Source organism: Archangium sp., from assembly GCF_057119385.1.
The window spans coordinates 23,030-30,990 of the sequence record NZ_DBNGVP010000200.1 but is presented as its reverse complement, the minus strand read 5'-3'; the positions used below and the strand labels follow the sequence as shown (position 1 = coordinate 30,990).

Annotated in this window: 5 protein-coding genes and 3 pseudogenes; 4 read left to right on the top strand and 4 right to left on the bottom strand. The window is 72.6% G+C overall.

From position 1 onward, the window contains the following. Together AC16DP_RS46115 and AC16DP_RS46110 are read right to left on the bottom strand one after the other, a co-directional pair. Nucleotides 1–369: pseudogene (locus AC16DP_RS46115) on the bottom strand (hypothetical protein); the annotation flags it as partial. Nucleotides 370–502: 133 nt separating this feature from the next. After that, a pseudogene (locus AC16DP_RS46110) lies at nt 503–769 on the bottom strand (hypothetical protein); the annotation flags it as partial. Between the two features lie 709 nt (nt 770–1,478). Here AC16DP_RS46110 and AC16DP_RS46105 point away from each other — a divergent pair. The 3 genes from AC16DP_RS46105 (at nt 1,479) to AC16DP_RS46095 (ending at nt 4,692) form a co-directional block, all read left to right on the top strand. Then, complete coding sequence (locus AC16DP_RS46105) at nt 1,479–1,883, top strand: protein kinase family protein (protein ID WP_329732804.1); 405 nt, start codon at nt 1,479–1,481, stop codon at nt 1,881–1,883. Continuing rightward, a complete protein-coding gene (locus AC16DP_RS46100; RefSeq protein ID WP_329732803.1) occupies nt 1,861–3,708 on the top strand; it encodes a protein kinase domain-containing protein in 1,848 nt (615 codons plus the stop codon). Before AC16DP_RS46105 ends, AC16DP_RS46100 begins: the two co-directional genes overlap by 23 nt. A 66-nt stretch (nt 3,709–3,774) precedes the next feature. Then, nucleotides 3,775–4,692, top strand: a complete 918-nt coding sequence (locus AC16DP_RS46095) for a DUF2381 family protein (RefSeq protein WP_329732802.1) — start codon at nt 3,775–3,777, stop codon at nt 4,690–4,692. 181 nt (nt 4,693–4,873) lie between these two features. Here AC16DP_RS46095 and AC16DP_RS46090 read toward each other — a convergent pair whose 3' ends face one another. Then, complete coding sequence (locus AC16DP_RS46090; protein ID WP_329732806.1) at nt 4,874–6,031, bottom strand: hypothetical protein; 1,158 nt, start codon at nt 6,029–6,031, stop codon at nt 4,874–4,876. A gap of 63 nt (nt 6,032–6,094) precedes the next feature. After that, nucleotides 6,095–6,157 (bottom strand): annotated as a pseudogene (locus tag AC16DP_RS46085) (SEC-C metal-binding domain-containing protein); the annotation flags it as partial. A 192-nt stretch (nt 6,158–6,349) separates the two neighbouring features. On the opposite strand from AC16DP_RS46085, the gene AC16DP_RS46080 reads away from it, so the two are divergent. Further along, a complete protein-coding gene (locus AC16DP_RS46080) occupies nt 6,350–7,921 on the top strand; it encodes a Do family serine endopeptidase (RefSeq protein ID WP_329732801.1) in 1,572 nt (523 codons plus the stop codon). Nucleotides 7,922–7,961 lie beyond the last annotated feature (40 nt).

Below are 7,961 nucleotides of genomic sequence, written 5' to 3'. Positions count from 1 at the left end.
GGCCTGCCCTCCGCACGAGGGCGGCTCCTCGGGGACAGGCCCCGTGCTGGCCACCTCGGACGCGGGTGCCTCGCCCGCGCTCGCCAGGGCGGCGTCCGGGCCCAGCCCGCGGGCGCTGCGGCGGCGGTGCAGCCGCTCCTGCCCGCCCGCCTCGGAGGAGAATGCGTGCTCGCCCGCCGCAGGAGGGGCAACAGGGGAGGACGCCTCGAGGGAGGGGGCCGGGGCGCCCACCTCCCTCAGCGAGGAAAGGGCGTGGACGGCCTGCGCAGTGCTGCCGCCCTGTCGTGGCCCGAGCGTGACGCAGCCGGTGGAGAGCAGCACAGCGCCGAACAGCACCGCCCACCTGCGCACCCACGCTTCAGCGCGCATTGTCCACCCCCAGGCCCAGCGAGGCGAAGGCACCCGGGCGCAATGCCCCATCCGCCTCCGGAAACAGCAGCGCTCCGCCCTCGGCCAGCGCGTCCAGCGTGTGGCCGAAGCGCCAGCGCACCTGGCCCGAGTACAGTTGCCCCCAGTCCGAGAGGCTGTCCCAGTCCTCGCGACGCACCAGCCCGGCCCCTGCAACTCCTCCACCCACACGCAGCCGAACCGGGGCGCCCAGGTTGACGCCGAGCGCCTCGCCTCCGTCCAGCACCAGCATGGGGGTCCGTTGGGCGTAGCTCTCCAGTCCTTCCGCCCCGCCGCCGGGCAACAGCGCCAGCCCGGAGTCCTCCACGCGCGTGAGGGAGTGCCCTCCTCCCGCCAGGGACGCCGGGAGCGGCGGCTTCATCGCACCAGCAGGCGGGTCCTCAGGCCGTTCCGCCTGGGAGAGCAGTAGCAGCACCAGCAGCGTGGAAGTCATCAGAGCCTCCAGTGGATGATGCTCCCACCTTACTCGCCATTCCTGATAGAGCCGTAAGCCACGGAAACGATGGTTCTCTCGGGTGAGTCTGGCGAGCACATGTCATGCGGCGACGCAGCTACAGTCCCCGGGGTCTGCCAGCCCTGCCCCACTTCGCGGCCTGTACGCTCCCCTGGGTCCTCTGTCCCGGCAACCGCGCCGTTCCGAGGCGTCGGCACTTCGGACGGTCGCGGCACGGCGCCAATCACTCTGGGGCTGCGTCCGTCTGTCGTGCATGGGGTGCTCAGCGACAACTACACCTCCCCATCCAGAGTGACGGCAGCCGTCGGTAACCCGGTGACTCCAGAGGTTCGGATGGGCGGGTGAGGACGATGGATGCCCAGGTGTACGCACGGAGCCCCTGCCCGACCGGGGCACTGGTAGACGTCTACCACTCAAGGCGTACATGGGCGCACATGCGGCCACATGACTGGTAGACGTCTACCAGTCAAGCCCACCCCCAGTGGCATTCACGGGGGCTTGTGAGGGGGGGGGGTCCACCGCGTGGACGGGCACGACAGGCTCCGGACGATTTCCATCGGGTGTCCCGCACGCCTCGAGCCGTCATGTAGGCTGGCCCACCCCGGAGGTGGTGTGCATGAGCGAGGCCGGCGCGCGGAGCGGTGAGCAGGAGCAGCAGCGGCCAGGGGCGCTGGAGTCCCTGGAGGAGGAGTCCTCCCCCTGGCGGCCCCGGCCGGGCCTGGTGGTGGCCGGCTACACGCTGGAGGCGCGCCTGGGCACCGGGGGCCAGGGCACCGTGTTCCGCGCCTCGCGCGGCGGCCGCCAGTACGCGGTGAAGTTCCTCTTCCTGCCGCGCGCGGCGCGCTGGGCCTGGCGCGAGCGCGACGTGCTGGCGAAGCTCAGCCACGCGGGCGGCCTGCCCCTGGTGGACGAGGGCGTGTGGCCCGCGCACCACCCCTTCTACCTCTTCCTCGTCATGCCGCTGGTGCGCGGGCTGCCCGCTGGACGTGTGGACGCGCGTGCACAACCCCTGTGCCCTTGAGGTGGCACAACTCTTCGGCCAGGGCGCGCACCAGCTGGCGGTGGTGCACGCGGCCGGCGTGGTGCACCGCGACGTGAAAGGGGCGAACCTGCTGGTGCATGGCGAGGGGCAGGTGGTGCTGGTGGACTACGGCGTGGCCACCTACGAGGACGCCCCCCGGTTGACGGGAGCCTTTCCCCCAGGCACCTGGTCCTACCTCAGCCCCCGGGTGTGGCGGGCCTGGCGCGGCCTGGAGGACTCGCGCGCCTGTCCGGGCGACGACGTGTGGGCGCTGGGCGTGGAGCTCTACCTGGCGCTCACGGGCAGGCGGCCCTTCCTGGGCCGCGAGGGCACGCTGGTGCATGCCGTCCTGCACGAGGAGCCCCCGGTGCCGCACGTGTCCAACCCCCGGGTGCCACGGGCGCTGGGCGAGGTGTGCTGGCGCATGCTGCGCAAGGCGCCCGGGGAGCGGTACGCGGACGCGCTCGCGGTGGAGGCGGCGCTCGCGCAAGCGGTGCAGGAGGCGGACGACACATGGCGGCAGCCGCTGTGCGAGGCCTGGGGGCCGCACCACGCCACCACCGTGCTCGAGGGCGACATGTGGCGCGGGGGAGACGTGCTGGCGCTCTACGAGCGGTTGGCCTCCTACGCCCGGGTGCCGGTACGAGGCAAACCGCGTGCGCCCGACGAGGTGTCCACCCTGCTTGGGCCCGCGCCGCCCGAGGCGCTCCCCGTGGGCACGGCGCCCGTGGAGCCGCCCGTGCCGCTGCTCGCGCAACGGGAGGCACCCGAGGTGCAGGTGCCCCAGGCGGCTGCGGCGGAGGCCGTACCGCGCGTCGAGTCGGAGGAGAAGCCCGAGGTGACACCCGAAGTGGCCATGAGCCCGGTGGCCGCGGAGGAGTCCTCGCCGCTCGCCGGGCCCGAGGTGGCGCCAGCGGCGGACGAGGCCCCGGTGGCCGCGCGGGCCCGGCAAGCCACGGGGCCCGCCGTCCGCTCGCGCCGGGCGCTGCTGGCCGCCGGTGCGATGCTCGTGCTGGGCCTGGGGCTGTGGCTCGCCCTGCGCCCCTCGCCCTCCGCCGCCGTGCGCACCGCGTCACCGGTGGGGACACCTCGCGCCAGCCTACCCGAGGAGTTCCTTCCTATCAGCCTGGAGCCGGGCGGCCAGGAAGTGGCGTCCCCGTGGAAGCGGCCAGAAGGTGACGGCGGCGCGGCGCCCCCTGGGGCGGAAACTCCCGCGCCCGTCGCCCCCGCGACGCTGCCCCCGGAGAAGCACGTGAAGACTCCAGCCAAGGCTCCCCCTGTCCCGAAGCAGACGGGCTCCCCGGCCACGAAGGTGGGCGCGGCCGTGCTCGGCTGCGCCCTGGCCACCGGCTGCCCCAGCCCCGCCACCACCGCCCAGGTGCTGCCCACGCCCCCGCTGCCGCCTCCCGCCGAGTGCCCCCCCGGTGCCGCCCAGGCGATGCAGGAACTGGAGCTCACGCGCGAGTCCGAGGGAGTCTCCATTCACCCGTTTCCGGGGGAGGCGACGACCACCGTGAGGCCGGGCCTGGTGACGATTCGTCTCAATGGCCAGGACCACTGGGGCAAGCTGCCGAAAAACACCCTGTTCACCGGCCAGTTGCTCTTCGGCGAGCGGGTGCAGGCGCGCCTCACCCAGGCGTATACCCCCGAGGGCCAGGCCTATCCGGTGTGCCTGGAGGTGCATTCCAACACCCGGTGGGGCTGGGCCAGGGAGGAGGGCAGTGGCCAGGACACCGCCGTCGTCCGCAGCACGGCGGAACTGCGTCCGGTGAAACGCTTCGGCGAGGCGTCGCGGTACAACCAGCCTCCTCCGCGTTTCGACTGACGGGAGGAACAGGAGGGGCCGACTTCCGAGGCCCTGCTAGTGTGGGCCACTCTGGAGGTCACCCCCATGTCCACACTGCTCGCCGCCCCCCTGCTGCCCGCGCTCCTCGTGTCCACGCCCGCCGCGCCCCACGCGGAGGAAGGGGACACGCCGGACGCACGCCACCTGGAGCTGACGGCGGAGAACGCCGGGGAGCAGCACCCGGTGCGCATCCGCCCCCACCAGTCCACCACGCTGCTGTTCGACACGCCGCTGCAACCCGGTGGCGTGCGGGTGGAGGGCGGGCAGGGGGTGAAGGTGGCGGTGAACGAGGCCGAGGGCATGGTGACACTGCTGCCCACGCGGGCGCCGCCGGCGGACAGGCCGCCGCGGGTGACGGTGCGCTTCGCGGACGGGCAGGTGCCCGGCGGCGTCACCTTCCAGCTGGTGGAGGACGCGCTCCGGGCCGAGCATGAGGTGCGGGTGTACCGCCAGCCCCGCTCGCGGGAGTCGTTGCAGCGGCAGCAGCGCGAGCGGGCCGAGCGGTGCGAGGCCGCGCTGGCGCAGGCGCGTGCCCGTCCGCCGGGGCCGTGTTCCGGAGGTCTCCTGGGAGTGCTGGAGGCCGGGCTGGTGGAGAAGGGGTTGGGCATCCTCGTGCGCGAGCTCCAGAGCAGCCTCACCCAACGTCCCGGAGCGCCGCTCCTGGTGACGGAGGCCTGGAGCTACCGCGCCGAGGCACGGCAGCAGGTGGCGGTGGAGCTGAAGGTGCAAAACACGAGTGCCCTGGCCTGGACGACGGAGGGGGCGGAGCTGGTGAGCGCGGAAGGTGTCCGGCTGCGGGTGACGCGGGTATGGCAGTCCGGGCCCCTGTTGCCGGGAGGGCAGGCGCGGCTCGTGGTGGAGGCGGAGGCGCCGGTGGAGTCAGTCCAGGGCACGTTCCTGCTGAAGCTGGGCGAGGCGGGTGGAGCGCGCACCTTCACCGTGCGCGGCGTACGCTTTCCCTGAGTGCGGTGACCCGCCCCACGAGCGGTGGCCCCAGGCCCGCCAGGGGGGACATACCGGCCCGGGGCGAGATGCTCGGGATTGGAGGCGGTGAGGCGCTCGGGAGTAAGTAGGACGAGCGTGCCTTTGTCCTCCACGGGTTGCACGCATCGCCGAGAAAGAGAAGCAGGTGGCGGGAGCGGGCTCACCCCTTCGCGCGGGAGCCCGGCGCGGGTGCTTCTGCGCGCAACAGGGCCTGGAGCCGCCGCACGCGCTGCTCGGCCCCGTGCGCGTCCCGCGCCGCCAGCCGCAGCCGGTAGGGCTCCAGGTCCTTCGCGTGCCACCGCTCGCGCCGTTGCAGCTCGCTCACCAGCACCGCCTCCCCCTCGAAGCGCTCGAGCAGGGGCGCTTCGCGCGCCTTGGCGAACGCCCCGTAGATGGCCAGCGGACGCACCACCAGCACCCGGTAGGCCCACTCGAACCACTGCTGCGCCTCTGGCGGCGACGAGCGCTCCCTGCCGGCGGCCTCCATTCGTGTCAGCACGGCGTGCTTCACCTCCTCGTCCAGCCTGGCCAGCAGCGCCCCGACGTCCACGTGCTCGGCCTGCTCCGGCGTCTCCAGCCGCAGCGGCTCACGCAACACCACCGTCATCCACAACCACTCCTCGCCATGGAGCACCTCGGGCGTCTCGCCGTGGAGGATGGAGCGCAGGATGGATTGCTCGTACCGCGCCAGCAGCTCGAGCAGCTCCGGATCCGCGCGTGCCGCGTCCCTCACGGCCGCCAGCACCTGCTCTGGCGCCTCCATGGCCCGCAGCATGGCCCGCGGGCTCATCCCCGGCCCGCTGCCCTGGCCGGGCTCCTCGCCCAGGGCCCACCCCACGGCGGTGTTCATCCGGCTGCGGCGCGCCGCCCACTCCGTGACCTGCGCCATCATCAGCCACGCCAACGTGTGGTGCCGCCAGTACGTGTACGGCGGGTGGCGGGGACGGCCCCGCATCTCCAACACCACCAGCGCCAGGGCGCGCCGCTCCTCCAGGGTCCGCCCCGGTGTCATCAACGCCTGGCGCAGCCCCTGGTTGAATCGCTCCACGCGCCCGGCATCGAGCAGCTCCGGAGCACAGCGATCGAACAGCCGCTCCCGGCGCTCCTCCATGTCCTCCACCTCGTCCGTCACCCGGAAGATGTGCCGCTCGACGACGGGGACGAGCTCGTCCCAGGACCAGCGCAAGGACGCCAGCGGCCCGCCTTCGCGGAACATCTCCCGCAGCAGGATGAGTGCATGCGAGACCTGTGGGAAGGGGTTGGGGGACGTCAACACCTGCTCCGCCAGCACGGCGGCCTCGGCGGTGATCTCATCCACCCCGGTGGGAGGGGGGCGTCGCGTGGACGCGAGACCGTGTCCAGCGGAGCGCCGTACCTCACCCAGGCAGCACCGCTTGTATTTCTGTCCACTGCCGCAGGGGCAGGGGTCGTTACGGGATGGCATGGCCAGAGCCCTATCACGCCCAACGGGAGAAGTCGTTTCCGGCGGCACTACTTCCGCCGCCCGGTGTGCTCTCCATCCGGGCGAGAGGGAGGGGGCGGGCGAGAGCCCTCCCTCCCGTCCTTTCCCTCAATGACGTGTGGTTGTCAGTCGGCGGGGGGTCCTCATCTTCCCTCGAAGGGAGGATGCCCCTTGATGAAGCACGCCCGTTCGGTCTTCTGGCAGCAGTTCATCCTGTTCAATGCCCTCATGCTGGCGGTCGCCACCGGCTGTGAGGCCCGCACCCGGGAGCCGGCGCCCGCACGGCCCGCCACGGAGCAACCGGAGGCCCGCGCTCCCGCGGCTCCTTCCGAGGACAAGGCACCGGGCACGGGAGGCGCCGGCCAGGCTCAGCAGGCGCAACAGCCCCAGCCGGCTCCCCAACAGCCCGCGGCGGTGGGCGGCTCGGGGCCGACCCAGTCCATCGCCGACCTGGTCGAGGCCGTGAAGGACACCGTCGTCAACGTCCAGGTCCAGGCGCGTGCCCCCGCCATGGAAGGCATGCCGAGCGATCTCTTCGAGCGCTTCTTCGGCGGCCCTGGCGGCCCCGGCATGCCTCCCGGTGCCATGCCCAACGAGGAGCGCGTCCAGCAGGGCGAGGGCTCCGGCTTCATCATCGACCCCAACGGCCTCATCCTCACCAACAACCACGTGGTGGAGAACGCCATCGACATCCGTGTCCGCCTCACCGACGGCCGCGAGTTCGACGCCAAGGTGCTCGGGAGGGATCCGCTCACCGACCTGGCCCTCATCCAGCTCAAGGGCAACGTCCACGACCTGCCGGTGGCCCGGCTCGGCAACTCGGACGACATCCGCGTGGGCGATGGCGTGGTGGCCATCGGCAACCCGTTCGGCCTCACCTCCAGCGTCAGCGCCGGCATCCTCTCGGCCCGCGCCCGCGACATCCAGGCCGGCCCCTATGACAACTTCCTGCAGACGGATGCCGCCATCAACCCGGGCAACTCCGGCGGGCCCCTCTTCAACATGCGCGGCGAGGTCATCGGCATCAACACCGCCATCGTCGGCGGCGGTACGGGCATTGGTTTCGCCGTCCCCTCCAACATGGCCAAGGCGCTCCTGCCCCAGCTGCAGAAGGGGAAGATCCGCCGCGGCTGGCTCGGCGTGTCCGTGCAGGATTTGACCCCGGAGCTCGCCCAGGCCCTCAACGTGCCGGCGCGCAAGGGCGCCATCGTCACCGGCGTGCAGGAGGGCACTCCCTCCGCCAAGGCCGGCATCAAGCAGGATGACGTCATCACCGCCATCAACGGCACCCCCGTCGAGTCCTCGCGCGGTCTCACCCGCGACATCGGCTTCCGCCCTCCCGGCGAGACCGTGAAGCTCACCGTCTTCCGCAACGGCAAGCAGCAGGAACTGCAGGTGAAGCTCGGCGAGCGCCCGGACCTCGAGGGCAACGGCTCCACCCCCGAGCAGGGCCGCGAGGAGGACACCGGCCGCAAGCTCGGCCTGCGTCTCCAGGATGTGGACCCGCGCATGGCTCCGGGTGTCCGCCAGGGCGCCATGGTCGTCGCCGTGGACCCCGGCTCTCCCGCCGACCGCGCCGGCCTCATGCCCGGCATGGTCGTCGTCGAGGCCGGGGGGAAGCCCGTGCGCAATCCGCGTGAGTTCGCGCAGATCGTCCGTGCTCAGAAGCCCGGGGCCGTGCTGCTGCTGCGCATCCAGGTCGGTGAGAACCGCGTGCTCCGGGCCCTCACGATTCCCGCCGAGTAGGGCAGGGCGGCACGGTGGGGGCACGGGGGCAACCCGAGGG